This is a genomic window from Paenibacillus silviterrae (assembly GCF_030167925.1).
Taxonomy (GTDB): Bacteria; Bacillota; Bacilli; order Paenibacillales; family NBRC-103111; genus Paenibacillus_G; species Paenibacillus_G silviterrae.
In genome coordinates this window covers 4,880,173-4,905,479 of sequence record NZ_JASKUT010000001.1, presented here as the reverse complement: position 1 = coordinate 4,905,479, position 25,307 = coordinate 4,880,173, and the positions used below count along the sequence as shown (strand labels likewise).

The window sequence follows — 25,307 nt, the reverse complement described above, 5'->3', positions numbered from 1 at the left end:
AAAGACCCGGCGTCAAGACGCCGGGTCTTTTGCTTATGGATGCACGTGCGTGAGCGAGAAGAAGGTTGCCTTCACATGATCGGACTGATCGGAGGAGGTATCCGTATTGTTTTGATTGTACACACCTGCTTTGTAGTAGAGGTACTTGTCGTTGTAACCGGAAGGAAGCGTATAATTCAGAGTGGAGGTCGAACCGCCCTCCGGTGTCACCTTAACCGTCAGCTGCAGGCCTACCACCTTGATTTCGTAGCTCCATTTCTGTCCGAGCGCAATGCCGTTCGATGGATTCAGGCTGCTTGGGCCACCGATGATATTAACCCACGTGTTATTGCCGTTCAGATCCTCCGTACCGATATAAATAGCCCCTTTGCTGTCGGACGGGCGCTTATGGTAGTACAAGCGAACCGGCTCCGTACTCGGCCCATGGATTTGACCTACGATCACGCGTCCAACCTTACCGCTATCGCCCGTTGTCGATACGCGGTCCACCCGGAGTGTAGCGTTCATCGTCCCGTCCACCCCACCGGCTTGCGACTTGGTCGTAGACGAAGAAGTGGACGTCACCCAATTGTTGCCGAGCGATTGTGTGCCCGCGGACGGATTCAGCATCTCCCTAAGCTCCGAGCGAGTATAGCTGCTGTTAGTCGTCGTGCTGCCGAGGTTCGGCGAGACGAACACCATACCGCCCGTCGTCGGGTCGGTATAGAACCAGTTTGCGTTCGTGTAGCCATTGCTCAGCGCAGAGGGCTGTATTTCCGAAGCATCGGGGAGCGTAATTTTCCACTTCGTCAAATCAAAGTTGCCTGAAGGCGGCTTCGAGGGGTCCAGCGTGCCGGTCCCGGCGGACCCTCCACCCCAAGCCTCCACCTCCGTGAAGCTGTTCCAGCTGTTCGAGGTGTTGCCATGGCCGACGATTCTCACATACCTCGCACTGACATCGGCAAAGTCAAACGTCTGCAAATTGTTATTCAGCGCGTTGTTCGCTCCGCTCATACGGGTGGTCCAGGTGGAATTATCCGAGGAGGTCTGGACATCGAAGGTGAAGGTTCGGGAGGAGCCGTTGTAGAATGCGATCTTCACAAAAGAGACCGTCTTGCTTGAGCCCAGATCCAGCTTCAGCCATGCGCCGTCCCCGTCACCGGACCATCGGGTCGACAGACTGCCGTCGATGGCTTGCGATGCGTCGCAGGTGCAGCGGGTATCGTAGGTGCTGGCTGACGCCGTAGCCGCGAGCTTCACCTCTCCTGCCGCGAAGCTCACACTTCCGAATAACGAGCCGAATAACAGGAACATGCTTGTCAATGACATACCCAGCTTGCCGGCCAATCGTGCTTTCATCATAAATCCCTCCTAGATTTTGATAAAGCTTCCGTTTTGCTTTGAGAACGGTCCTCCTTCCCGATTAGCGTTCGCACCATAATGATAGCGCTTACTTATTAAGATAACAATTTCTTAGATTATCCGCTTGTGTAAATCGTATGCCTTATTGGGATTTTTTGGGGTTGATCTTCCAAATTATTCTTGAATCCTCCATAGGTAGGCATTACACTACTTGTAGTTCTTTATCATGTGAAGGAGTGACTTTTCATGCCTTTAGTAGATATGCCTTTAGAGAAGCTGTACCAATATGAAGGCAGAAATCCGCGTCCCGCCGATTTCGATGAATATTGGGACCGGGCCATCAGCGAAATGAAGGCAACAGACCCGCAGCTGGAGCTTGTGCCAAGCTCCTTTCAGGTTCCTTATGCGGAATGCTTCGACCTGTATTTTACCGGGGTTCGAGGAGCACGCATTCATGCCAAGTACGTTCGGCCTAAGCATGTTCAGGGACCGCACCCGGCGCTTGTCCGTTTCCACGGCTATACAGGACGCAGCGCCGACTGGACGGATCATTTAAGCTACGCCTCGCTCGGTTACTCGGTGCTGGCTATGGATTGCCGCGGACAAGCCGGACTGTCCGAGGATACCACTGCCGTGAAGGGCACAACGCATCACGGCCATATTATTCGAGGCTTGGACGCAGGACCGGACGATCTGCTGTTTCGCCAGATTTTCTTGGACACGGCCCAGCTCGCCGGCATCGCTATGGAGCTGCCCGAGGTCGACCCGAACCGGGTCGGGGCCATGGGGGGGTCTCAAGGCGGAGGGCTTGCGCTCGCTTGTGCGTCGCTTGAGCCGCGCATTAAGCGCGTTGCTCCGGTTTATCCGTTCCTCAGCGATTATAAGCGGGTATGGGAGATGGACCAGGCGAAGGATGCTTACCAGGAGCTGCGCACCTACTTCCGTAACTTTGACCCGCAGCATGAGCGTGAGGATGCCGTCTTCGAGCGTCTCGGGTACATCGATATCCAATACCTGGTGCCCCGGATTCGCGGAGAGGTAATGATGGCTGTCGGACTGATGGATACGGTCTGTCCGCCTTCCACGCAATTCGCTGCTTACAATAAGATTCAAGCTCCAAAGTCCTTGGAGATTTATCCCGACTTTGCTCACGAAAATCTGCCGAACTTTAACGACAAGACGATTCAGTTCATGTTGAAGCTGTAAGGCGGGCGCCGACTGCATGCTTTACCCAAAGGAAAAGACCTGGCCATCGGCCAGGTCTCTTCCTTTATTCGGGTGCCTGAGCTGAAGCGGCTACACCGCAACCGTCTTCCATGCACCCTTTTTGAACCGCGTATAAATGAAAATCGACCGCATAAACTGATCCGCCGCCGCCGCGAGCCATAATCCTGCTACATCCCAGCCAAACCCGTACACGAAGATCAAGCTGAACAATACCCGGAAGCCCCAGACGCCGATAAGAGTAGAGTACAAAGGGAACCTCGTATCCCCGGCCGCCCGGAGCGCCCCTCCCAGAATAAACTGCGTTGCCTGCGAGATTTGAATAAAGCCCATAATTCTAAGGGCAATGGCCCCTTTCTCGATGATGCCGGGGTCTGTCGTAAACGCCATCATGATATAAGGCGCAAACAGGATGAATCCTACGCCCAGTCCTCCCGCAACGTACATGCCGAACTTCCTCACCTGCCAGCCGTACCGTTCGGCCAGCTCGGGCTTCTCGGCTCCTAATGCCTGACCGACCAGCGTGGAGGCAGCGATGGAGAACGCCATGCCGGGCATGAAGGTCATGCCGAAGATGGTGAAGGAGATCTGCGTCGAAGCCAAAGCGACGGTCCCGAGGCTGGCGGCGATTTTGATAAACGTCAGCATCCCGAGACGCATGATCACCTGCTCCAGCGAGGTCGGCAGCCCGATTCGGACGATGCGGCCGATCACCTCCCGGTTCACCTGGAACACATTGGGCAGCGTGATACGTACCGCAGACTTGCCGCTAAACAGGACGATCATCACCCATACGAAGGAAACCGCCTGCGCGGTCAGCGACGCGACGGCCGCTCCGGTAACGCCCCATTGCGGGAAACCCGCCCAGCCGTAGATCAAAGGAAAGCCGAGCACCAGCACGATTAGATTGCCCGCTACGTTAATGCGCATCGGCGTCCGGGTATCCCCTGCCCCCCGGAGAATCGCCGACATCGTCGTCGTGATCATCGTAAAACCAGCCGAGAGAAACATCAGCCCGGCATAGTGGCGGCCCGCCTCCAACACGTTGGGGGTTGCGCCCATGAGGACCAGGAGCTGCTCGGCAAACATGAAGCTGGTAAAGGACACGACCACGGCGCATATCCCATTCAGCAGCAATGCCTGCCCTGCCGCTTTATTCGCGTCCGCCACCTTACCGGCGCCAACCGAGCGGGCAACGATGACGGTCGTTCCGATATTTAACGCCATAAACAAAGACAAGATGAGCAGAAACGGCTGTGTCGTCAGACCGACCGCAGCAATCGATTCCGCCCCCAATCTGCCGACCATGACCATGTTCAGCATCTGCATAATGTTGATGAGGACCATTTCCACAAGGGCCGGACCGGCTAATTGGAAGATAGCCTGCCGTACTGCTTTACTGTCATTCGGATCAATCAAGGTTAACGTGCCGGGTGCCGCTGACGCGCCTGCTTTCTCCATGCTGAAACCCTTCTTCCCTCGTAATCAACTTAACCGAGCACATTCACTTCATCGAAAATATGGACTATAATGCAGAAGAACGATTCGTCATCTCCGCCATACAGCTATAGTAACTTGAACCGAAATATCAAACCATGGATTTCCTTACTCGGAATCATGGACAATATCGCTATGGAAGAAACCGCAAAAAAAGATACCGCCTCATAAATAAGCGGTACCCAATGTGAATCCTAAAGGCAAGTTATCCTTTTTTCGGCTTGGCTCCAGCCACTTCGGAGTCCTGGTTGTTGCCGGGCTGCGACTTTTTCCCATTATTGTTAGCATTGTCTCGAGACATGGGGATGGTACCTCCTTACTCTATACTTGCGATTCGCCCCTATATTGTTTCTCCTGTTTCCGGCTGATATTCGGGGCCTGCGCTTTCTCAGGAATATACCCTATACGTTTGCCCCGTTTGTATGCCCTCAACACTTTTTCTATACGCCAATGCTACCCTGGAAACAGGGACGGGGTCGACTCCCGGAAAATAAGGAGCGTACTTATCCATGGATTCCAGCACCACGTTGGGGCTGACATTGTTGATTCGGATGCCCCGGGGCATTTCGAAGGCCGCCGATTCAACGAAAGCCCGGATGGCGCCTCCGGCCAGCGCAGAGGAAGCCCCTCCCGCTATCGGATCATCCATAATAACCCCCGTCGTCAGGGTAAAGCTGCCTCTCTCTTTCACATAGGGGAGTCCGAGCAGCACGAGATGGACCTGTCCCTTCAGCTTGCTTTCGATCGAAAGCTCATTTTTCTCCGGGGTAAGCTCAAGCAGCGGACCAAAATGAGTGGCTCCCGCCGTGCTGATCACCGCATCCACTTGACCTACCGCCTGGTACATTTGTCTGATGCTCTCCGGGGAGGTAATGTCAACCTACATATCAGCACTGCTGCGTCCTGCCGTAACGATCTCATGTCGCGAAGCCAGCTCACGTTGAACCGCACTCCCGATGGTTCCACTCGCTCCAATCAATAAAATTTTCACTTCTCAACCACTCCATTCCCTTGTATGTAGGCTTGACTCTTCATAGTAAAGCAATCAGTACTCCAATGATGGCGATGTCCCGAACTAATATACCCCATATGGGTATATTATAAACAAATATAATATACCCCATATGGGTATGTCAAGATTATTAGAACTCTCAGCCGACGCTCAGCCTGCTCTCATTTTCACTTCAGTTGCATCCTTCATAATGATCTTATCAGCTAGTTTCTTTGATAGCCCATAGGAGGAATACAAGATGGCAGATCATAAATGGATAAAATGGGTCGTCGGCGTATCCAGTGTCGCCGTGTTCACGGGCTTGGTGGGGCTGAACGCAGGCCATTCGTCGCCGTCCGGACAGACCGCTGCAGCCGCACCTGCCGGTTCCGCTTCAAGAAGCGGAACCGGCAGTACACTTGGCCCCTCTTCGGAACAGAGCAATCGGAGCAGCGGCAGCAGCAGCACAGCACCGGCAACTTCCGGCAATCGGCAGCTGGAACGCGGGAGCTCCCAGTTTCAACAGGATTCCTCCGCTGCAGCACAGCCAAAGACGCAGAATCGGATGAGAACCCATGCGTCATAAAAAGGAGGTCCAGCTTATGCATCAATTTCATGCAATGAACACATTGATTGTCACCTTAGGACTTCCTGAAAGCGCCGAGCTGGAAACGGAACACTGGTTTTCCCACGTTGAATGCAGCCTGAGCCGATTTCGAGAGGACAGTGAGCTGTCCAAGCTCAACCGCTCCGAAGGACGCCCGTTTCTGGCGACACCACTTCTCTATGAGGTGCTCTCCGCCGCTCATCAGTATTATGTTGAAACGAAAGGACTGTTCAACCCCTATATGGGCAATCAGCTGCTTGCGCTGGGCTACTCCGGTTCCTTTGAGCAAATAGTCGGCATCGCTCCCGCTGCTTGCGCAGTGGTCCCCCCCGCCCCGGATCCCGCCCGATTCGATGCCGGGATGCAAAGCATCGTGCTGGCCAAGCAAGCCTCCGTAGATCTCGGCGGGTTCGCCAAGGGGTGGTGTGCTCATCAGCAGTCCCTTAGACTCCAACGCGATGGGATTCCTTCCGGAGCAATCGGGGCAGGAGGCGATATCGCCTATTGGGGGCATCCGGAGGATGTATGGGAGCTAGGCATTGCCAGCCCCTGGGACAGCCGCGAGGACCTGCTCACTCTGCAGCTTCGGGGGACAATGGGGATTGCTACGAGCAGCACAGCCAAAAGACGCTGGAGCGATGCGGCGGGGCGGGTTCATCATCATATACTCGATCCCCGCAGCGGCGAATCGGTCAAGTCCGACCTGCTTCAGGCTACCGTGTTCGCACCGACCCTTGTCGAAGCGGAGATTTATGCTAAATGCGTGCTCATTCTAGGAGCCGATGCCGGTATCCGCTGGCTAACGGAACGGCATCCTTCTTGTGCAGTGGTTGCCGCGTCCCCGGGAGGCTCTCTCATCAGCGGGGGAAGCTTGTCTCACTATACCATGTAAGGAGAGATCCGACTTGAGCTCATATCTTAGCGCCTTCAGCGTATGGTCGACGACCCGCGCTGCAGGCATTACCTCTTATTTGTTTTTATTTTTGTCAACGGCCGCCGGGATCGTCATGAGTCTTCGGGCGCTTTCCGGTCGTGCCAAAGCAGCCTTGCTGGTTGTACACCAGTCATGCGGCTGGTTCGGCTTTCTCTTCGGGGGTCTTCATGGAGCCGTACTTCTGTTCGACCAATATGTCGGCTATTCGCCTTTGGAATTGCTGATCCCCTTCACCGCCTACTCTCACCCGGTTCTAAACGGACTGGGTACGATCGGCTTCTATATTTCCTTCGTACTGATTCTATCGTCAGACCTCATGAAGCAGCTGGGTCGGAACGTGTGGCGGACGATTCACTTTATGGCGTTTCCCGGGTTTATCGTAAGCCTGCTGCACGGCTTGCTCATCGGCACCGACTCCCATCAATCCTGGGCCCTATTTATGTACATCGCTACCGGGGCTATCATCGTGCTGCTTACCGTACTCCGTATCACCGGACTCAGGCAGGAGATAAGGAAACCGTATTCGGCCCTATAAATAGGAAATCCCCCGCCTGTGTGCTGCAAGAGCACGCAGGCGGGGGATGTTCCTGATCCCGTCCTTCGTCTATTTCCATATGACCTTCTCGCCATAGTCCTTGCCCCAGCTGTACATCAATTGCAGAATTGGCATTAAGCTCTCCCCGTAGGCTGTAAGCGAATATTCGACCTTTGGCGGCACCTCGGCATATACCTTGCGTTCGACCAGCAGGTCCTCCTCCAGCTCTCGCAGCTGATTAGTAAGCATTTTTTGCGTAATGGAGGGAATCAGCCTCTTCAGCTCACTGAACCGCTTGGTACCCTCAAGTCCCAAATGCCAAAGGATGATCAGCTTCCACTTTCCCCCGATCACCGCAAGCGTTAGTTCCTTCTCACAGTTAATTTCCTTAAGATTAATTCGTTCCTTCAGCTCACTTGCCATATATTCCGCCTCCCTAACCTCGCTTTATATCCAATAGTATCCCAGGAGTAACTACACCACTTTGAAGTGCGTACTTCCACAAATATTCGTTACGTTTTAGAATAAACCATGCTAAGCGTTATGACAATCTGAACTTGATAAGGAGCTGGGATCAATGAAGCTGCAATTGGCGTTGGATCTGGTAAATATACCTCAGGCGAAAGAGCTTGTGAAGGAAGTTGAGGCTTATGTGGACATCGTGGAGATCGGCACACCGGTTGTGATCAACGAGGGACTCCGGGCGGTCAAAGAAATCAAAGAAGCGTTCCCGAACCTGCAGGTGCTTGCAGACCTGAAGATTATGGATGCAGGCGGCTACGAGGTCATGAAGGCGTCCGAGGCAGGAGCAGATATCATTACCGTGCTTGGTGTATCGGATGATTCCACGATCCTGGGGGCGGTACAGGAAGCTCGAAAGCAGAACAAGAAAATTATGGTTGACATGATCAATGTGAAAAATATGGAGGAGCGCGCCCAAGAAATCGATGCGCTGGGCGTTGATTACATTTGTGTACACTCCGGCTACGATCATCAGGCAGCAGGCAAAAACTCCTTCGAGGAGCTGTCGGCCATCAAGCGCGTGGTGAAACAGGCGAAAACCGCCATTGCCGGCGGCATTAAGCTGGACACCTTACCGGAAGTCATTCAAGCGAAGCCGGATCTCGTCATCGTCGGCGGCGGCATCACGAGTCAGACAGACAAGCGGGCAGTTGCGGCTGAAATGCAGCGTTTGGTAAAGCAGGCCTAGGGATGGCGCAGCTGATGAAAGATACCTACATGGAGCAGATTGCCAGGGAGCTTCAGCGTACCCTGCAGCTTATTCCCGAGGATCAAGTGAAGCAGCTGTCGGAAAAGCTCCTGCAGGCCGAGCGGATTTTCGTAGCCGGCAGCGGACGGTCCGGTCTCATGATGCGGGCCTTTGCCATGAGGCTGATGCATTTGGGGTTAACCGTTTACGTTGTCGGCGAAACAGTCACTCCTGGGATTGCTGCCGAAGACTTGCTGGTGATCGGCTCCGGCTCGGGAGAGACCAAGAGCCTCGCGTCGATGGCCGGCAAAGCAAAAAATGTGGGAGCGGATATCGCCCTAGTCACCATCGTACCGGAATCAACCATTGGGCAGCTGGCTCATGTCGTCGTTCCGGTACCGGCCGCCACGAAGGATTCCAACGATGAACGGTCTTCCCTCCAACCGATGGGCTCGCTGTTCGAGCAAAGCCTACTGCTCATTCTGGATGCCATCATTCTTAGAATCATGGCTGCAACAAAACTGGATGGGCCTGCCATGTTCGGCAGACATGCCAATCTGGAATAAAAGCAATAAAGGAGCTGATCTCCCGGCCGAAGCATACGGCGGCGTGGAGACAGCTCCTTTTTTTTGCAATCTCATGACATGTTTACTTATTGTCTTATGATGAGGATGTCGCTAGGAGGTCTGCTCGTTCTTTGAATTTGGGAAATTTCAGAGTTGGTCAGGTTCCGTCCTACCAGAATCAACGAAGATGTGACATTGTTGAAGTTAAAGCTGCTTAAGTTCGCCACGCTTTGGCTGCCACGGTACACACGGAACGAGCCTTGAAAGTTAATTCGCGAGAACAATACAAGCGTTACTTCCGAGCGCTGCACAACATTTCTGAGCCGGAAGCTCGAGAGAACGTTGTCGAACCGAAATGCACCCAAATCACGAACAGCAACTCCTCCGCGTCTGAAGAGGATTCGGCGACCGGAAAAATTGTTGCCGGACCAAAGAGCAAGACGTATATCACTGTTTGCCATCTATATCACTCCTTTCTATCAGGATGATATAGAGTATTAAGGGCATCGAAGAACGGTAAATGACAAATAGAGCTGTTAAAAAGCTTGTTTTTCGGATTCCTTAGGTATGCATAAGATAAAATCATGAACTTCTGACCAAAATAGGTGTAAAGATATACGTAAAGGAGGATTTTCATGGAATACAGAATCGAAAAGGATACCTTCGGCGAGATCCAGGTGCCGGCGAACAAGCTGTGGGGCGCTCAGACACAGAGGAGCAGTCAAAATTTCAAGATCGGCACCGAAACGATGCCGCCGGAGCTGATTAAAGCTTTTGCCATGGTTAAAAAGAGTGCTGCGATGACGAATCAAAAGTTAGGCACATTGGAAGACGATAAAGCGGAGGCGATTATAAAAGCAGCGGAGGAAGTGATACAAGGCCGGCTTAACGAGCATTTCCCCCTGATTGTTTGGCAGACCGGCAGCGGTACTCAGACCAATATGAATGTGAATGAGGTCGTTGCGAATCGGGCCAATCAACTATTGGCACAATCCGGCATTCCAAAACGCGTCCATCCCAATGATGATGTCAATCAGTCGCAAAGCTCCAATGATACGTTTCCTACCGCAATGCATATTGCCGGAGTCACCGCCGTTGAGGATCAAGTATTACCCGCGTTGAATAAGTTAAAAGAAACACTTTCCAGGAAGGTACAAGAATATACGGATATTATAAAAATCGGCCGCACGCATCTTCAGGATGCCACCCCTTTAACATTGGGACAAGAAGTGAGCGGTTGGCATCGGATGCTGGAAAAAAGCGAAAGCATGCTGAAGGAAAGCATCGAGTCCATGAAAGAGCTTGCCATCGGCGGTACGGCTGTAGGCACCGGCATTAACGCCCATCCGAAGTTCGGACCGATGGCCGCTGAACAGATTAGTTACATTACCGGGAAGACATTCGTTTCCGCTTCGAATAAATTTCACGCGTTAACAAGTCATGACGAGATGGTTTATGTTCACGGTGCGTTAAAGGCTCTCGCCGCCGACCTGATGAAAATCGCCAACGATGTGCGTTGGCTCGCGAGCGGTCCCCGCTGCGGCATCGGTGAGATTCACATTCCGGAGAATGAACCGGGAAGCTCCATTATGCCGGGAAAGGTGAACCCTACCCAAAGCGAAGCGCTGACAATGGTCGCCTGCCAAGTGATGGGCAACGACGCCGCCATCGGGTTTGCCGCAAGCCAAGGTAACTTTGAGCTGAACGTGTTTAAACCCGTCATCATTTATAATTTTCTGCAATCCTCACGGCTGCTGGCCGACGCGATGCTTTCCTTCAACGATAAATGTGCCGTCGGAATCTCGCCGAACCTCCCTGTGATCAAGCGGAATGTAGAAAGATCCCTCATGTTAGTTACCGCTCTAAATCCTCATATCGGCTATGAGAAAGCGGCGTCGATTGCAAAACTAGCCCATAAGAATGATATGACCTTAAAAGAAGCGGCTTTACATTTAGGCTTGTTAACGGAGGAACAATTCGATGTCATCGTAAGGCCGGAGACCATGGTTCATCCGGAAGCATGACTTCACTTCGAGCTCCGAGGTATTGAAAAAGAAAGACCTTTAAATGGGTCTATTACAAAGATCAAGGTGCGGTATGCTTTCACAGTGAATGTAATGAGTAAGAGCAAATAAGAAAATACTTTCTTTAGTGTAATAACCCACTGGGAAGAAAACTCCTCATTTTCTGTTCGTTCCATCTCGATCAGAGTCTTGACAATGGAAGCTAGGATGTTGGGAGCTGCCCTGAAAAAAAATAAGTACACAAATGCTTGTAAGATTATGTCTTTCAACGGTTTCACCTCCTTTCAAGTAAAAAAAGCACGCTTAGAGCCCCATAAAGGCTTAAGCGTGCTTCGCTTTTTTCGTATTAGATTACATCCAATATATCATAGTACCCAGGCCAAAATCAAACAACTGGAGTTTGTTAGGCCAGCCTTTGCGCTTTGCTCATTTCCACACACATGAGAATAAAGGCACCTGCGCCGTGCAGATCATTCTCGCTGGTGGGACGGGCGATATAGTGGGCGTAGTCACCGATGCCAGTGCCGATGCAGATGTTGCCGATGACCACATGACCGTTCTCATCGAACTTTAATGTGTCAATGACGCCTTGATAGCCCTTCCAGGCATATTCCAGATACTTCGCATCCAGATAGCCGAAGCGCACGGCCTTCGCTATGGCGTGAACGTACAGGGACGTACAGGAATTTTCCAGCCAGTTGTCCGGCTGATCTCCTTTGTCGACCACCTGGTACCATAAGCCGGTATCGGTATCCTGGAATGTAGGCAGGGCGATCAGCAGGTCTTGAAGAATGCTTACCAGTTGAGGCTTATCCTTATGATCCTCAGGCAAGTACTCAAACATTTCCAGCAAGGCGACTGGGAACCAGCCGATCGCACGGCCCCAGAACTCCGGAGCGAGGCCCGTTACGGGGTCGGCCCATTTCGCCTGCTTGGTTTCATCCCAGCCGTGATACAGCAAGCCGGTCTTCGGATCCTTCGTATGCTTCTCCATCAGAATCGCCTGGTAAGCCATCATGTCGAAGTATTCGCTTTGACCGAAGGTCTTGCCATACATGACGGCGATCGGCCCGGCCATATACAACAAGTCCAGCCACATTTGATTCGGATAACGATCCTTATGCCAGAACCCGCCCGATGGGTTCGTTTTCCATGATTTAAACAGGGGAACAAGCGTGTGAAGGGCTTTGGTATACCTCTCGTCTCCCGTTTGCTCATACAAGTTAAACAGGAGCACCCCCGGCTGAATATCATCGAATTCACCGGGGTTATACTTCTTGATGCTGCCATCCTCGAGAACCTGGCTGTCCACCCAGCGCTTGATATAATCGTAATATTTATTGTTCTTGGTCTCACGCCAGGTTTTTTCCATACCGGACAAAAAGACCCCTTGATGATAATGGAACCTGTCCGGCGGAAGATTTTCCGGCTCGAACTTGTACATTAATGCTTCACATGCCTTCTCCGCCCACTGAAGGGGAGTTAGTTCTCCTTGCAATGTCTTCTGGGCATTTGTTTCTGAAGAATTCATCGTACTTATCCTCCTTAACGTTTTCTATACCTAATGCTATCACAACAATATGTACATTATTTGCAAAAAATCATGGTTTCTTCTTATTTCTTGCGCATGATGCCGGGTGTATAATGAGGTAAAACAAACGTGTAAAGGCGGTGTACAGGTTGGAAAATCTTTATTACGGGAACGACGAAGGGACCTTCTTGGTATCCTACCGGAAGGCGCTAAGTCACCATATGCCGACGAATCATTTTCACAGCACATACGAATGTTATTATCTGATGTCCGGCCAACGGGAATTTTTCATCAAAGACCGGACCATGGTGTTAAACGGGGGAGATATCATCATCATCTCTCCCAATATTCTGCATCGGACTACGAATGCGGAAATGCCCAAACATGAGCGGCTTATCGTTAATATTCATGAGAAATATATGATTTCGGTGAATGAATCCTCTAGGGAGATTCTCCAGCCTCTCTTTGAGAGGGATTACATCATCGTGAAAGGCTCCGAGCTTGACCGAACCGCTGTGGAGTCGCTTGCGAACGGCATCATGCAGGAGATGCAGGATCGGAAGCCGGGCTTTGAGATGTATGCGCACACGTTAGTACTGCAGCTTCTTATTACCTGCTGCCGGCATGTGAAACAAAAAAGCCCGGAGCCGTTGGAATTTCCCAGCCCCAAGCATGAAAGAATTTCAGAAATCGTTCGTTATATTAACAGCCATTATATGGAGAAGCTGTCGCTTGACCTGCTGGCGGAGAAATTTTACGTCAGTCCCTATCATGTAAGCCGATTTTTTAAAGAAGCGACAGGCTTTACCTTCGTGGAGTATTTGAACAGCGTTAGAATCAAGGAAGCGAAAAAGCTGCTGGTACGGTCCTCCATGAAGGTCAACCTGATTTCCAAAAAAGTAGGCTTCGGGAGTGTGACGCATTTCGGCAGAGTGTTCAAGCTGGTCACCGGACACCAGCCGTTATATTATCGAAAGGGCAAGTAGGTATGCAACTGCTAGCAGAGCTTTTTTAACAGTTTTAGGAAGTAGCAAAAGGACTGCCCGTCAATGAAATTGACGTCGACAGTCCTCCGGAAGAAAACATAGCTTATACCCGGGTTAGGAACCTATAAGCTCATTGCGCTCAGTAAACGGTACATTAGCATCGCCGTTTCGGCCCTTGTCGTGTGGCCCTTCGGATGGAGCAGCTGTCCGTCTCCCGTGATATAACCTGCTTTCAGGAGAGCCAAGACGGCATCCTTCGCATAAGAAGCCAGCATTGCTTGGTCTTGAAACGAAGCCAGCACATCGGCGGCATCCCTCTCATTCATCATGCTTGGGGTTGTAGCATTGCGCTCTGTGGCGGCCAATGCCCTTGCGGTGATGGTCATCATTTCTTCTCTCGTGATCCGGTCCTTCGGAGCAAATCGGCCATGCTCCCGTCCTTCGATAATCGATAGCGCTTTAGCCGTCCTCACCACTTCGTAATAATAATCATCAGGCTGGACATCCTCAAAGCTCCCTTCAAGCGAAGTCGTAAGACCTAGTGTTTGAACTAGCAGTAGAATAAAATCAGCTCTAGTTATAGACGCTTGCGGTGAGAATGAACGGTCTGAGACGCCATGGATGATTCCTCTAGCTGCTAAAGCCTCAATCGGCTTCCGCGCCCATTCAGCTTCATGCAAATCTTCAAAGGCAGAAGGAACATACACAACGGCATATTTACTGAAATGCGTCGTGGTAAATGTGACGAAGCCTGTTGTCGGATGATATCTGCTGTTTGGGAGCACCTCGGCTTTGTTGGCCTCGTTCAAGTACCACACCACGATCCGGTCCGTATGGTGCACTTCCTCTCCCGTCGGCCGGTAAGGAAGCGAAACCTTAACAGGCGCATTCGGATTATTGTACATAATGGAAACGCCATCCACTCTCATCTCCAAATCCACTGCCGGGCGATCTCCAATGAGGAATTGGATATGCTGCGGCATCGTGTCCTTGGTAACAGGCTTCATGATGAGTTCTACTTCCCCGCCGCTGCTAAGAGGAAGATTCGGTAGCATTTGATTCGATAGCTGCACTGTACCCAGCTCTGTAAGGACTTCGATGCTTCGCTCCTTCTGCCCGGTGAAGAAGGCTGTAGGCAGCCCGATGGCGTACGCTCGAGCTCCTTCGGTCTTCGGCACCTCCAGCTTTAACGGCTTCCCGGCCTGGGCTTCTGCTTCCAGCCTCAGCAGATCGACACGCAGCTTCGCTTGGCCGTTTGAATCAACCGCCGGCTTAGGCGATCCTGTCGGAGCAGCCGGTGGGACTGCAACCAACGGTGAAGATGTGTCAGCGGACGATTCGCCACCGCTTGGATCGTTGGGTACCTCCGGCCTCTCCGGCGTAGGATCAGTTGGCTCCTTGGGCCCTTCTGGAGTCGGATCCACTGGTGGATTAGGCTCCCTTGGAATATCAGGAAGCTTCGGAATATCCAGCTCGCCTCCCCCTACAGGGAAAGCCTGTATGTTTATTACTGCTTCCATCCCGAGACGATCCTGAAGCTGCTGCGTGTACAGGCTTGGAACGGCAACATGGCCCCCTTGCTTTTCCCAGTACCCTTGTTCGCGATAACGAGCAGGGTCATTCCCTGCGGGCTTACCATTGCCATAATACACATTGTCAACCACGGTTCCATCTGCGTTGACTAGCTGTCCTAACGCCTGGCCATAGTCTCCGGCATAGCGTTTCCCAACAAGCCCGATGGCATAGTTCTGCGCTGTCGGCGGCTTCTGTACCCCCAGCTCGCCTTCATGATTCCACACGACATAGCTCGCTCCTGCCCAGCCATGCCCCGTGCCATAGTTGGCTCGATCCATAATATTGGCATTGGCCTGGAGACGGTCGAACAGTCCCCCGACAGACCAACGGTGATGCGGCTCGCTTTCCGCGTATTCAATGCCCGCTGTGCTGTTAGTAAAGACGTTAGGTCCCGAAACCCGGCTGTTCACAATGAAGGCGTGTCTGGCCTTGTCAGCATGAACACGCTGAGTCAATGCCAACTGACCTGAATAGAAGAATGGGTATCGGCGGCTGCCCGTGATGATACTAACCATCTCAAGAGACTGCGAGTCTTGAATCGTAATCCACTTCGCGTTTCTTCCCACATGTACTAACGCATACTCTAGATGTTCAGCCTTTACATTACGCAGCCAGCCGTTCTTTGCGTTCTCGAATCGTGCGAAGCTTTCCGGTTTATTCTCGTCAGCGTAGTAGACTTCCCCGCTGCTGTGCTTCAGGGTCTTGCTGCTGTCGAATACCACATCCACCCGCAGCTTCTCTACGCCTACCCGCTCGATCCGACTGCTATCGTTATATTTGCGGATATCTCCTCCGCCCCAGATCAGCTCTATCGCATTGGCGATCGGCGCATCCACGGTAATCTCGTTTCCGTCGACCTTCGTGATGACGCGGTCAAAGTCAAGCGTGAACGGTGACCATTGAATCGTTGCTTCATCTGTACTCGGAAGGATCTGGTCCATGTGAATTTCATGAATCCAGCTGCTGTTACCGTAACGACGTACCATGATCTTATCCCCTGCCCGATAGCCCGAGCTATCCTGAACATGGAAGGTACGGCTTCCCGAGGGAACATACAGGTCCGTGATCTTCGTTACCGTATCTTCCTGCAAGACAGGAGAAAGGCGTGGGTCTCCTAAGGTAAGAATATAATCCCTCTTCGGTCCTCTTGCGAGCAGAACGGTTTCTTCTTCGTCCTCGCCTCTCAGGACAACGCCGCTATTCCGGATGAACAGCTCACCATCGAGCTCATAGGTTCCTTTCTTAAGAAGAACCGCTCCCCGGAATCCGTCAGGCTGAACAGGCAATTGGGAAACCGTATCGATCGCCGATTGTATTCTTGCCGTATCGTCGCCTTCACCCGGCTCCACCGCCACGCGGGCCTGAACATCCGGAAGCTTCACACCTCCGCCCATATAACCTACGTTAGAGAAGTCGAGGATACGGTTACCACGGTAGTCCGGGATGTACACCATTCGTCCGTCCGTTCCCAAATAAGCGATGCGGCTTTGATCACTTGGAATTTGACTTACATCCATCACGGTAAAATAAAGCTTGTCATAAACGGTTGTACCGTTCTCTACTGCAAATTGCAAGTCAACCTCGTACATGCCGTGCGCTGCGGCTCCGGGAATGGTCAGCTCGGTGCGTGCCCCGGCTGTCAGATTTGCCGGCTCAAAGGAATGAACAACCGTCTGTCCGTCCTTACGCACCTGCCCTGTAAGAAACGCGTTGGTGTAGCCATGAACGATAACGCTCGGATACGGCTCCCCCGGATGAACGAACGATGGCGTTCCGATGACCGACTTCATGGCCGGGTGGCTGAATCCCGTGTCGGCGATACGAGCAGCGTCATCGCGAACAACCAGGAATACCGAGCTGGATTTGGTCACAGCTCCATAAGTAACCGTTGCCGTCAAGGTAATGACTCCACCGGAATGTGCAACATAGCTTCCGTCCTGACCAATCGTTGCCACTACAGGAAAGCCTTCCACCGGCTGACTACCTGCAAAGCTGATCTGCGCCTCGCTTGGGTTCAGCTCCTGGCCCAGCACCATGGTGCCGCCTACCTCAAATCTCCCTGTACTTCCCTTCTCGACATAGATGACAGCATTCTCTTCATACTTGGCAACGCTGCTGTCCTTTAAGAATACGGAAGCCAGTGCATTACTGATGGGTGGAACAGGAGCTTCGTTCGTCCGATACACCTCTAGTTCATAGATGAGCGGCGTAGAGGCCCTGAGTGCCCAAATATTTACCTTCAAATATCTGGCGCGAACCGGTTCGAATATGGCCGTATCGGTATTGGCAAGCAGAAGCCTATTCGTATAAAAGCTGGTCCAGGTTTGCCCGTCATTGGAATAGGAAAGCTCATAATTCTTAATATCTTTATTGTTCAGTCTCATGAAGGCTTTGTTAAATTCCGTATTTCTCCCGAAATCAACAATGAGATGATGCTGTTTGTCATCATTGTAATCCCCGCTAAGCGCCCGCCAGTAGGTATTGGCCTTGCCATCCACCGCATAATAATCGTAGGTTCCCGTTGGGGCATTGCACGAATTTCCGCAAAAAGAGCTTGTCGTCACCGGCTTTTGCTGAGCCAGATTTACCTTCGTCCTATCCGTATCCTGCGGATACACATCTACCCAGATCCGCGCCGTTTTGGTGATGTCTCCTTTGGTAACGATAACCTGGATGTATCGAGTCCCTGTCCCTATAGCCGAAATTTGCGCACTAAGTCCATTCTGCGTTACTTGAATTACCTCGGGAGCACCCTTAGGAGGTCCTGTTGGGTCTGATTGAGGATCTCCGCTGTTGAAGGTGACCACAGCATTACTAAGATCAGCCTCAGCCATGTTCACCTGTATGCCTTTCACCGACAGCTGATGGGTCGCTCCTGGAGCTAATGTCAGGGTTCCGTTCTCCGGATACGAGGCTGCTATCGTATCGTAGAAGGCTACCGCGCTAAGAGCCGTTGGCGAGTTCACCTGCACCTGCAGGGTCACACTTTTCGTTACCCCTTGTAAAGTTGCGCTCCCTGTAATGGTTGCGGTCCCGACTTTGTTCGCGGCCGTAATGATTCCGCTAGCGTTTACTGTAACTACCGTTGAATCGGAGCTGCTATAGGTCATCGCGCCCGTTACATCTGCCGGCTGCCCGTTAAACAGCGTCCCTTTCAGCTGAAGGGACAAGGATTGTCCCATATCAAGAGTAATCTGCTGATTGGCGCTGTAATTGGCAAAATATACACTCGAGAGAACAGTACCGGAAGGCGGGTTTACCTGAACCTGTGCCGTTGCGCTCTTCGTAATATTGTTCATTACAGCCGTTCCCGTAATGGTTGCGTTGCCGGTTTTATTCGCCGCCGTCACTTGCCCGCTTTCATTTACCACAGCCACTGTAGGATCGGAGGTGCTGTACGTAACAACACCTGTAAGGTTAGCGGGTTGTCCGTCTGATAACACACCGAGCAAGGGAAGAGAGGCCGATTGCCCCCAATCCAGTGAAAGCGTCGTTTTGGCGAAATATACGTCGGAGAGAACGGCTGTGCTTGGCGGTGTTCCACTCCTGTTGTATACTTCTACCTCCGTTAAGATGGCCTTTCGGCTGCCGGAAACAAAAAGCACGACTTTGACATAACGCGCCTCAGTAGCCGCAAAGTCGATGGTTTCTTCCGTGTAGTTCAGATTACTTGTTCTACTTAAAACGAAGTCCTCCGTAGTACTGCCGTGCTTCTTGGTGTACACCTCGTATCCGGTAACAAAGCCTGAGCTCATCCCTTTCAAAACAATTCGGTCAAAACCGACATTGCCGGTGCCGCCTACATCAATCTGCAGCCATACGTTGCCATTGTCCGTGATATCAGCGTTGGTTGGCAGCCATGGTGTAGTTGCATTGCCATCTACCGCTTGATTAACAGGGCCGGTAGGGTTGCAGCCCGAGCAGTCCGAGCTTTTGGTCAAGCCCGCGATCTTCCCAAGTGCCAAGTTCACAGAAGCGTCAGCCGCATAAATCGGTGGAATCGACGTTAGCAGAGGCACCAGCATGGAAAATACCAGCAACATGGCTACTACTTGTGCAATCCTTTTTCTATTGGGCTTCATCATACTCTCTCCCTCGAAATCAAAACTAGCCTTTAATCGCTCCGACCAATGCGCCCTTCACAAAATACTTCTGCAGAAACGGATAAACAAACAGGATCGGAAGCGTTGCAATCATGATGGTCGCATATTTAAGCGTTTCAGCCAGCATGACCATATCGCCCGCTTCAGCGCCAGTTACCATCCCAGCGGTTTCGCCGGAAATGAGAATCTCGCGTAAAATTAATTGCAGTGGAAATAGCTCCCGGTCCCGCAAAAATATCATCGCACTAAACCACGAATTCCAGTGGCTGACTCCGTAATAAAGAATCATGACCGCGAGGATAGGCAGCGAAATGGGAATAATGATGCGAAAAAGGATTGTAAAATCATTCGCCCCGTCAATCCTCGCAGATTCCTCCAAGCTGTCGGGAATCGATTGAAAGGACGTTCTCATAATAATGAGATTAAACGTATTGATCGCCTGCGGGATAATCAGTGCCCAAATCGTGTTCGTCAGCCCTAGTCCCTTGACGGTGAGATAAAAAGGGATTAATCCCCCGCTGAAGAACATCGTGAAGACGATAAACAAGGTCAGCTGCTTGCGATAATACAGCCCCTTTCGGGATAAAGCATAAGCGCCGAAGGCGGTAAGTGTCAGGTTAAACACGAGCCCTACAACTACGATAAAGATGGTGTTGGCATAGCCCTTGAGGATCATCGGGTTGTCAAATACCATGGAATATGCTTGAAGCGAAAGCCCCTGCGGCAGCCAAATCATGCCCTTATGGGACATTAATTCCGTCGGATTGCTGATCGATGCGATAGCAACGTAATAGATGGGATAAAGTGTTACTAGAATCATCAGCGAAAGGACGATAAAATTGAACGCATCGAATATTCTTTCGCTGAAGGTCGGATACTCACGCATGCTGTCACTTCCTTACCATAAGCTGGTGTCGTTGACTTTACGGCTAATATAGTTTGATAGGATGACCAGAGCAAAATTAATGACCGAGTTAAAAAGCCCCACGGCCGCACTGAAGCTATAATTGAACTCCTGAAGACCGACACGATACACATAGGACGAGATGACATCCGCCGTTTCATAGGTTGACGGATTATAGAGCAGAATGACCTTCTCGAAGCCTACATTGAGCAATCGTCCCAAATCCAGAATGAGCATAATAATGATCGTAGGTACAATCCCGGGAAGCGTAATGTACTGCATCTGCTTCCATCGGTTGGCGCCGTCGATCTTCGCGGCTTCATATTGCTCGGTATCGATGGTTGTCAGCGCTGCCAAGTAAATAATGGTACCCCACCCGACATGCTGCCAAATCCCTGATGAAATAAAGATTGTTCGAAACCACTCAGGTAAAAGCAGCAAGCTTTCCTGAGGCCCGCCAAGCCAAGCGACGAAGGAGCCGATGAGACCTCCCGAGGAAGTAAAATCCTTGATCATGCCGCAAATGACAATGAGGGAAATAAAATGCGGCATATACGTAACCGTTTGCACGGTACGTTTGAACCAAGAATGCCGTACCTCGTTCAGCAGCAAGGCTAGCACGATTGGCGCCGGGAAGCCGAACAGTAAATCATAAAAGCTGATCAATAGAGTGTTCTTAAGCGTACGGAGGAAATAAGGGCCGTTAAAAAACTGGATAAAATGCTCGAGACCGGCCCAATCACTCCCCATAATCCCCAATCTTGGTGAGTAATCCTTAAACGCGATGATGGCTCCGTACATCGGTGCATATTGAAATAAAAGATAGTATAGCAAGACAGGTGACAGCATCATATATAAGTATTTATTTTTACGGATATCCCAAAGGATATTCATTTTTTTTTCGCTGGAAGCAAGAGCCAGAGGGGTCTCCACCTTTGCTGTTTGCACGATTGTCTCCCCTTTCGCACCGGGGGCATTCCCCGCGGAATACCCCCATGCCATTTCTCATAATTAACGTTTGTTATAACGATCGAGAGCCGCTTGATAAATTTCAATCACTTTAGGCAATCCCAACTGATTTAACTGCGCTACAAACTTATCGTAGTTTTCCATAGGCTCCTTGCCCATGATAAACTTCAGCTGCATTTCCTCTTTATAGCTCTTGATCGCTGTCGTAAGCTTGGCCAGCTCCTTGCTTTCGCTATCCGTTGGCGTAATGAAAGGCGGCAGGGTGTGCTTCTTCGCATCCGTAGCGGACCAGAGCTTCACCGCTTCCTCCTGGGAAGGATACTTCAAGATCAGCTTGCTGTACCGCTCGTCGATCATAAACGGCCCGTTCTGTCTTGTATACTGTGACAGCATTTGCACGGTCGTATATTTCGGGTCCTTATTCACCTTATCCGTGAAGCTGATTGTGCCATTGTTCGAAGCATAGCTTTCATTCGGGATGCCGAAGTTGAACAGCTCGTTCCCTTCTTTGCTATAAGCATAATCCAGCCATTGTGCGGCAATCTCCGGATTCTTCATATTAGCGGAAATGGCTACCCCCCGGCTTGGCTCCACCTTGAAGTCATATTGGCCGATAAAGGGCGTTTCACCTTTGTTCAAGGTCGGGTAAGGCGTACCTACCATGTTAAATTTCGGATCCTTCGGCTTCATAGCGTCCGTGTAAGACTGAATTCCCCCGCTCAAGAGATACACCGTAGAACCGGACTGGGCACTCAATATTTTGTTATTATTTGCTTTTACGTCCGTTACAGCAAAATCCTTATCGAGCAATCCTTCCGTATACCACTTTCTGAATAGCGTTATGGCATCCTTATACTGCTTATCAGCCGGCCCGTATTTTACTTTGCCGTCATCGCCCACATAAAAGCCGCCTGAAGTCTTATACGCTCCGATAAAAGCATCATTGATATCCATGCCGCCTGTATTGGAGTAAACAATGCTAAGCGGCGCGGTCGCCCCCTTTTTCTCCTTAAAGGCCTTCAGCACGGTTTCCCATTCCTGAATGGTCGTCGGGACCTGCAAGCCAAGCTCGTCCAACCAGTCCTTCCGAATCATGGGCCCCCTGTACACCTGACTAAAGCTGTTTCGAATCATAGGAAACACGAAGTATTTGCCGTCATCGGTTTGAAGCATTTTGGCTAAGTCCTTGTCCTCCGTGAGCAATTTGTTTAAATTGGGTGCATGCTTCTTAATGATATCGTTCAGCGGAAGGATGACTTTATCATTTAATGCTTTCTGGGAGCCGCCTGGGTAAACACCGTTATTAAACCAATTCGTTTCGATCAGATCGGGAAGCTCATTAGAGGCCACCATGAGGTTAAATTGCTCCCGGTCCTGTCCTTGCGGCGGATGCGTGAAGTTCACCTGAACTCCGGTTCTTTTCGCCAGCTCTTTACCAAAAGGCGACTCTCCCAAGCTTGCGTAGAAATTAGACATATTGGAGTTGCCCATTAATCCCCAATAAGTAAGCGTTTGTTTCGTATTCAGCGGATAAGTTACGGCAGCGGGCTTTTCATTTGTAGCAGCCTTGCTCTCTGCCGGACCTGCTTGATTGCTGCATGCGATGGTCAATGTAGAGATCAGCGAAACTGCGGTCATACTTTGAAGCAATCTTCTGCTTCGTTTGTTCATGTCGAATCCCCCTTGTATTAGGCTTACACTCCCTCAAGTGCTTGCCTTGATCATAGCCGAATGAAACCGGAGTCCATAGAGGTAAAATCTTAAATCGCATAGTAAAATACTGAAAACAGCATCAGTAAAATCTAAATGGCTTGGCAAAAAAGAAAACTGAGTTCTCTCTACTCAGTTCTTTGATAATTCTCTATATTTTCCTGGAGTAATTCCTTCGAATTTTTTAAAGATCCGATTGAATGTAGAAATTTCATTAAAGCCTACCTGCGTTCCAATCTCCAAAACACTGGAGGAGGTTTCCCGTAATAGGCGTTTGGCATGACGGATCCGTACCTTGTGAAGATACTCCAATAGCGATTCCCCGTGATGATTCTTAAACAGCCGTGCCAGATAAGGAGGCGTCATCTCAAACACATCTCCGATCACCGATACGTTCAAGCTAGGCTCATCGTAGTGCTCGTCAACATATGTTTGGACCTTCGCCATCAATTCCTGATTCACGTTGGTTTGCTTACCCGTACGGCACAGCAGCTTGATGATCTTGGCAAGCTCCACTTCGAGATCCTTGATGCTTCGACATTGCAGCAGCTGGTTGTGCACCTTCTCAAAGGAAAGGCTGTCCTGCTCGCTTCGGCCCGGCAGCTCTATCATGGCTTTCATAAAGGTACTTGCGAATTCGACGACGATACACCGGATGAGAGGTATGGAAACTTGACCTTTGGTTGTATTGCTTGTAATAATATCCTTCGTTACGAACAGTGCCTTCTCCGCATCGCCCGTCTTGATAAAATTAATGAGCTGCTGCTCCGCAACGATCGGATAATAGTATGCCGGTTTGCCGTCCTCGGAGGTCTCCCGAACCACTTCATCGTAAACGATGACCTCCCCGCCGCTCATCAGGAATTTGTATTCCATTGCCTCCATGGCTTCCTCGTACGCTTCCTGCAATTCAAACAAGGTATGATGAACCGAGCTGATCGAGACCGTCACGACGGCATGGACGTGGGTTAACAGGAATTCCTGACACTGCTTGGCAATCGCGCCCCACTCCTCAAGCAAGGACGTACTGTTGCGTCCGTTGAGAATACAGCATAAATAGTCGTCTATCTCGACCATATAAGCAACATGGGTCTTTCTCGCCAACTCCTCCATGACATTGACGATCATAAAATGCAACAGCTTCACCCTGTCATAATGAGACTCATCGTCGGTCGGTGTTTCCAATTTGCCATAGTCATCAATGTATAGCAGGAGAACGCCAAAGCGCTCATGCGGGAAGGACACATCGTAGGCAGCGAGAATATCATTGAGTGGAAGCGTTCGCTTCATCCTCCCTTTGAGCAGCTGAGCCAAGGCGTGGTTGCGTAAAGCAGGATTCTGCTCCTTGAGCTTATGTTGAAAATGATCCTTCTCCTCAATTAAGCTGTCTAACGCCTTCTGGATAAAGTGATATTCATTATAGGAGATATTCTCCGCCGCTGATTTAGAATCATGAAACTTATTCATCAGCAGCTTGACCGGACTGTAATTTCTCCGCAAGAAGAAGTAAGCGGCCACGCCGCCTAACAGAAAACAAAGAGCCACACACACATACATGATTTGCTTGATGTAAATTAACTTCTGATTGAATACCTCCTGGGGAGTAATGAAAATATATTGCCAGCCTGAACGGGGGGAGGTGACATAGGAGACCGCCAGCTCGCGCCCCCCGTCCCAAGCTTGGATGACCCCGCTCGAGCCTGCAAAATGAGGAAGCCACGCAGAATAATTCGGTACAATTGCGCTTGTACCTGCAATGACCTCACGCTTCCCGTTCAGAATCAAAATTTGTCCGTCGTTCATTAGAGGGATATGACTCGCCGTGCTTAGCAGCTTCGAAGCACTAAACATATACATAACGCTAACCCCAGGCCGGTCCGGATAATTTGGCAGCAGTGTTTTGGCATACATGACCGATTTACCGCGATTATCGAGCTTCTGCTCTAAGGCAAAGTGCGTATTCATGTATCTCTCATTTACCAACTCGTTCCAGTCCAAATTGTTGTCCGGCTTCAGCAGGTCAAAATAATGATGGCTCTGCTGGGCATTCGTATCGGATACGATCATACCGCTGCTGTTAAAATGCACGAAGACGTAATCAATAAAATCATTGCCGAATTTCGTTGCCTGCAAATCTCTCATGAGTTCAAACATCGTGTATCTCTCGTTATCCGTAAACGGCTGCTTTGCGCCGGCCAACGCCTCTAGCTTCTTGTTAATCGCCAAATCTACACTGAACTTATCCAGCTCGGCTAAACGACTGTCTATGCCGCTTTGAATTTCGGTCAGTAGAAATTGATTCGAGCGATTGATTTCATTACCCAACACATGGGTTGCTTCTAGATAAATAAGTGCTCCTACAACAATCGGGATCAAAAGAATCGTTACATAGGAGAGCAGCCAGCCCTTCATGATGGTTTTCTTTTTGATTGCCTTAACGAACATGAATAACTCTCCCCCCGGGGTTGCAGCTATGTTCAGCATTGCCTAAAGCGCTTCCACATCCATGCTCCACTTCGTACCATATTTTGTTAAATCCCGCAAGTTCATAATGGTGTTTTCACTATTTTGCTTGCCCATTCATCATAATGCGCATTCTG

The 25,307-nt window shown here is 50.7% G+C and carries 18 protein-coding genes and 1 pseudogene; 8 read left to right on the top strand and 11 right to left on the bottom strand.

All coding sequences use genetic code 11. The features are described from left to right. Nucleotides 1-33: 33 nt before the first annotated feature. The gene (locus QMO62_RS22880) at nt 34-1,338 is read right to left on the bottom strand and encodes a polysaccharide lyase family 7 protein (protein WP_284644569.1); all 1,305 of its coding nucleotides are present in this window, start codon (nt 1,336-1,338) and stop codon (nt 34-36) included. Between the two features lie 249 nt (nt 1,339-1,587). Between QMO62_RS22880 and QMO62_RS22875 the strand changes: the two genes are divergently transcribed. Continuing rightward, complete coding sequence (locus QMO62_RS22875) at nt 1,588-2,547, top strand: acetylxylan esterase (RefSeq protein ID WP_284644567.1); 960 nt, start codon at nt 1,588-1,590, stop codon at nt 2,545-2,547. A gap of 90 nt (nt 2,548-2,637) precedes the next feature. Here the strand turns inward: QMO62_RS22875 and QMO62_RS22870 are convergent, their stop codons facing one another. Together QMO62_RS22870 and QMO62_RS22865 are read right to left on the bottom strand one after the other, a co-directional pair. After that, nucleotides 2,638-4,026: an MATE family efflux transporter gene (locus tag QMO62_RS22870; protein ID WP_284644565.1), complete on the bottom strand. Its 1,389-nt coding sequence runs from the start codon at nt 4,024-4,026 to the stop codon at nt 2,638-2,640. Between the two features lie 424 nt (nt 4,027-4,450). Next, nucleotides 4,451-5,053, bottom strand: a pseudogene (locus tag QMO62_RS22865) (short chain dehydrogenase). Nucleotides 5,054-5,312: 259 nt separating this feature from the next. On the opposite strand from QMO62_RS22865, the gene QMO62_RS22860 reads away from it, so the two are divergent. Genes QMO62_RS22860 through QMO62_RS22850 form a run of 3 tightly spaced genes read left to right on the top strand, consistent with a single transcriptional unit; the run spans nt 5,313 to nt 7,129 of the window. Continuing rightward, a complete protein-coding gene (locus QMO62_RS22860) occupies nt 5,313-5,639 on the top strand; it encodes a hypothetical protein (protein ID WP_284644563.1) in 327 nt (108 codons plus the stop codon). 16 nt (nt 5,640-5,655) lie between these two features. Beyond that, nucleotides 5,656-6,552, top strand: a complete 897-nt coding sequence (locus tag QMO62_RS22855; protein WP_284644561.1) for an FAD:protein FMN transferase — start codon at nt 5,656-5,658, stop codon at nt 6,550-6,552. A gap of 13 nt (nt 6,553-6,565) precedes the next feature. After that, on the top strand, nt 6,566-7,129 hold the full coding sequence (locus QMO62_RS22850) for a ferric reductase-like transmembrane domain-containing protein (protein WP_284644559.1): 564 nt from the start codon (nt 6,566-6,568) through the stop codon (nt 7,127-7,129). 69 nt (nt 7,130-7,198) lie between these two features. On the opposite strand, the gene QMO62_RS22845 is transcribed toward QMO62_RS22850, so the two are convergent. After that, a complete protein-coding gene (locus QMO62_RS22845; RefSeq protein WP_284644557.1) occupies nt 7,199-7,552 on the bottom strand; it encodes a winged helix-turn-helix transcriptional regulator in 354 nt (117 codons plus the stop codon). A gap of 154 nt (nt 7,553-7,706) precedes the next feature. Here QMO62_RS22845 and hxlA point away from each other — a divergent pair, with 154 nt between their 5' ends. Together hxlA and hxlB are read left to right on the top strand one after the other, a co-directional pair. Continuing rightward, entirely contained in the window at nt 7,707-8,339 is a 633-nt protein-coding gene (gene hxlA, locus QMO62_RS22840) for a 3-hexulose-6-phosphate synthase (protein ID WP_284644555.1), read from the top strand. Between the two features lie 2 nt (nt 8,340-8,341). Beyond that, on the top strand, nt 8,342-8,905 hold the full coding sequence (gene hxlB, locus QMO62_RS22835) for a 6-phospho-3-hexuloisomerase (RefSeq protein ID WP_284644553.1): 564 nt from the start codon (nt 8,342-8,344) through the stop codon (nt 8,903-8,905). Between the two features lie 86 nt (nt 8,906-8,991). Here the strand turns inward: hxlB and QMO62_RS22830 are convergent, their stop codons facing one another. Further along, on the bottom strand, nt 8,992-9,366 hold the full coding sequence (locus tag QMO62_RS22830; protein WP_284644551.1) for a hypothetical protein: 375 nt from the start codon (nt 9,364-9,366) through the stop codon (nt 8,992-8,994). Between the two features lie 174 nt (nt 9,367-9,540). On the opposite strand from QMO62_RS22830, the gene fumC reads away from it, so the two are divergent. Continuing rightward, on the top strand, nt 9,541-10,929 hold the full coding sequence (gene fumC / locus QMO62_RS22825; RefSeq protein WP_284644549.1) for a class II fumarate hydratase: 1,389 nt from the start codon (nt 9,541-9,543) through the stop codon (nt 10,927-10,929). 403 nt (nt 10,930-11,332) lie between these two features. Here the strand turns inward: fumC and QMO62_RS22820 are convergent, their stop codons facing one another. After that, entirely contained in the window at nt 11,333-12,460 is a 1,128-nt protein-coding gene (locus tag QMO62_RS22820; RefSeq protein ID WP_284644547.1) for a glycoside hydrolase family 88/105 protein, read from the bottom strand. A 149-nt stretch (nt 12,461-12,609) separates the two neighbouring features. On the opposite strand from QMO62_RS22820, the gene QMO62_RS22815 reads away from it, so the two are divergent. After that, nucleotides 12,610-13,446 (top strand): AraC family transcriptional regulator, encoded by an 837-nt coding sequence (locus QMO62_RS22815; protein ID WP_284644545.1) that lies wholly within the window; start codon nt 12,610-12,612, stop codon nt 13,444-13,446. 122 nt (nt 13,447-13,568) lie between these two features. On the opposite strand, the gene QMO62_RS22810 is transcribed toward QMO62_RS22815, so the two are convergent. The 5 genes from QMO62_RS22810 to QMO62_RS22790 form a co-directional block, all read right to left on the bottom strand. Next, nucleotides 13,569-19,064, bottom strand: coding sequence for a discoidin domain-containing protein (locus QMO62_RS22810; protein ID WP_284644544.1), 5,496 nt, complete (start codon nt 19,062-19,064; stop codon nt 13,569-13,571). A 64-nt stretch (nt 19,065-19,128) separates the two neighbouring features. Continuing rightward, nucleotides 19,129-20,010, bottom strand: coding sequence for a carbohydrate ABC transporter permease (locus QMO62_RS22805; protein WP_284644541.1), 882 nt, complete (start codon nt 20,008-20,010; stop codon nt 19,129-19,131). 12 nt (nt 20,011-20,022) lie between these two features. Further along, complete coding sequence (locus QMO62_RS22800) at nt 20,023-20,922, bottom strand: ABC transporter permease (protein ID WP_284645010.1); 900 nt, start codon at nt 20,920-20,922, stop codon at nt 20,023-20,025. A gap of 117 nt (nt 20,923-21,039) precedes the next feature. Beyond that, nucleotides 21,040-22,668, bottom strand: coding sequence for an extracellular solute-binding protein (locus QMO62_RS22795; protein WP_284644539.1), 1,629 nt, complete (start codon nt 22,666-22,668; stop codon nt 21,040-21,042). Between the two features lie 171 nt (nt 22,669-22,839). After that, nucleotides 22,840-25,152: a helix-turn-helix domain-containing protein gene (locus tag QMO62_RS22790; RefSeq protein WP_284644537.1), complete on the bottom strand. Its 2,313-nt coding sequence runs from the start codon at nt 25,150-25,152 to the stop codon at nt 22,840-22,842. Between the last annotated feature and the right edge of the window lie 155 nt (nt 25,153-25,307).

Bases quoted from the DNA above. Each gene is read 5' to 3' on its own strand.
- QMO62_RS22880 (WP_284644569.1), bottom strand. From the start codon at position 1,338: ATGAAAGCACGATTGGCCGGCAAGCTGGGTATGTCATTGACAAGCATG.
- QMO62_RS22875 (WP_284644567.1), top strand. From the start codon at position 1,588: ATGCCTTTAGTAGATATGCCTTTAGAGAAGCTGTACCAATATGAAGGC.
- QMO62_RS22870 (WP_284644565.1), bottom strand. From the start codon at position 4,026: ATGGAGAAAGCAGGCGCGTCAGCGGCACCCGGCACGTTAACCTTGATT.
- QMO62_RS22860 (WP_284644563.1), top strand. From the start codon at position 5,313: ATGGCAGATCATAAATGGATAAAATGGGTCGTCGGCGTATCCAGTGTC.
- QMO62_RS22855 (WP_284644561.1), top strand. From the start codon at position 5,656: ATGCATCAATTTCATGCAATGAACACATTGATTGTCACCTTAGGACTT.
- QMO62_RS22845 (WP_284644557.1), bottom strand. From the start codon at position 7,552: ATGGCAAGTGAGCTGAAGGAACGAATTAATCTTAAGGAAATTAACTGT.
- hxlA (WP_284644555.1), top strand. From the start codon at position 7,707: ATGAAGCTGCAATTGGCGTTGGATCTGGTAAATATACCTCAGGCGAAA.
- hxlB (WP_284644553.1), top strand. From the start codon at position 8,342: ATGGCGCAGCTGATGAAAGATACCTACATGGAGCAGATTGCCAGGGAG.
- QMO62_RS22830 (WP_284644551.1), bottom strand. From the start codon at position 9,366: ATGGCAAACAGTGATATACGTCTTGCTCTTTGGTCCGGCAACAATTTT.
- fumC (WP_284644549.1), top strand. From the start codon at position 9,541: ATGGAATACAGAATCGAAAAGGATACCTTCGGCGAGATCCAGGTGCCG.
- QMO62_RS22820 (WP_284644547.1), bottom strand. From the start codon at position 12,460: ATGAATTCTTCAGAAACAAATGCCCAGAAGACATTGCAAGGAGAACTA.
- QMO62_RS22810 (WP_284644544.1), bottom strand. From the start codon at position 19,064: ATGTTGCTGGTATTTTCCATGCTGGTGCCTCTGCTAACGTCGATTCCA.
- QMO62_RS22805 (WP_284644541.1), bottom strand. From the start codon at position 20,010: ATGCGTGAGTATCCGACCTTCAGCGAAAGAATATTCGATGCGTTCAAT.
- QMO62_RS22800 (WP_284645010.1), bottom strand. From the start codon at position 20,922: ATGAATATCCTTTGGGATATCCGTAAAAATAAATACTTATATATGATG.
- QMO62_RS22795 (WP_284644539.1), bottom strand. From the start codon at position 22,668: ATGAACAAACGAAGCAGAAGATTGCTTCAAAGTATGACCGCAGTTTCG.
- QMO62_RS22790 (WP_284644537.1), bottom strand. From the start codon at position 25,152: ATGTTCGTTAAGGCAATCAAAAAGAAAACCATCATGAAGGGCTGGCTG.